The organism is Xanthomonas cassavae CFBP 4642 (assembly GCF_000454545.1).
GTDB lineage: Bacteria > Pseudomonadota > Gammaproteobacteria > Xanthomonadales > Xanthomonadaceae > Xanthomonas > Xanthomonas cassavae.
Genome location: NZ_CM002139.1, coordinates 624,505 through 625,073 on the forward strand (window position 1 = coordinate 624,505; position 569 = coordinate 625,073).

Consider the following 569-nt stretch of genomic DNA (forward strand, 5'->3'; position numbering starts at 1 on the left):
GGCAGACGCTTGGCTGGAAGACGCCGAACCAGGCGCTGGAAGAAGAGATCGCTCAATTCAACTCACGTGTTGCACTTGCAAGTTGAGACCGCCGGGTTTTCCGCGACACATCTCTCAAGGCAATGAATGATACGGTCGTTGACTACAAATTCGACGTCCGTAGCAGCTCCAAGTCCAGTATCGAATCAGATTTGGTGATCACCGAGGATGACATTCCTATTGAAGGAAAGGGTAAAGGACGGCAGTGCTTCATAAAGACCGAGTTTGCGCTCCGAAATCGGGAGTCGGCTCTCGACCTGCTTCTTCTTGAGGAGCCCGAGAATCACCTGAGTCATGTGCACATGCACAAGCTGGTCCAGCGAATCGACTCATCCAAGGACAAGCAGCTATTCATTGCGACCCACAGCAGCTTCATCGCCACACGGCTGAACCTGCGGAAAGTACTTTTGTTGAACGAGGTTGGTGCTGCGAAGCCAGCGACGTCCCCCCAAGTTTGAGTAGCGCCTTAGTTTGGAGTCCAATTCCCTACCCCGAGGAGATTGGACGTGAAGAAGCGTTTTTCCGAAGAA

General features: G+C 52.5%; 1 protein-coding gene. It reads left to right on the plus strand.

Going from position 1 to position 569, the window contains the following annotated elements:
• Positions 1 to 122: 122 nt before the first annotated feature.
• On the plus strand, positions 123 to 497 hold the full coding sequence (locus XCSCFBP4642_RS0102705; protein ID WP_029218430.1) for an AAA family ATPase: 375 nt from the start codon (positions 123 to 125) through the stop codon (positions 495 to 497).
• Positions 498 to 569 lie beyond the last annotated feature (72 nt).